This is a genomic window from Alishewanella maricola (assembly GCF_016343785.1).
In the GTDB taxonomy this organism is placed as follows: Bacteria; Pseudomonadota; Gammaproteobacteria; order Enterobacterales; family Alteromonadaceae; genus Alishewanella; species Alishewanella maricola.
This window is the reverse complement of the sequence record NZ_JAEINI020000052.1, coordinates 1-416: the sequence shown is the minus strand read 5'-3', so window position 1 is coordinate 416 and position 416 is coordinate 1. Positions and strand designations below refer to the sequence as shown.

Genomic DNA, 416 nt, shown 5'->3' with positions numbered 1-416 from the left:
CACCGACGTTGCTCCAGGCACCGTAATTAACATCACCATTACCGATCAAAACGGTAAGACGGTTATTGCTCAGGCCACGGTATTAGCCGATGGCAGCTACGCTTTAGAAGGTGTCGATGTCAGCACCTTAGCCGATGGCCCATTAACCATTGACGCGACGGCAGTCGATAACAACGGTAACCCACTCGCGGCAGATACTAATGCTACATTGGATGCCATCGAAGGCAGCCTAAACATTGCCGCCAGCGTCGATAACACCGACGGTACGCTTGACCTCAGTGGCACCACCACCGACGTTGCTCCAGGCACCGTAATTAACATCACCATCACCGACCAAAACGGTAAAACGGTCATTGCTCAAGCCACCGTGCTGGCCGATGGCAGCTATCAGTTAGCCGATGTCGATGTCAGCACCT

Annotated in this window: 1 pseudogene; it reads left to right on the top strand. The window is 53.4% G+C overall.

Going from position 1 to position 416, the window contains the following annotated elements:
* A pseudogene (locus JAO78_RS16685) lies at window positions 1-416 on the top strand (retention module-containing protein); the annotation flags it as partial.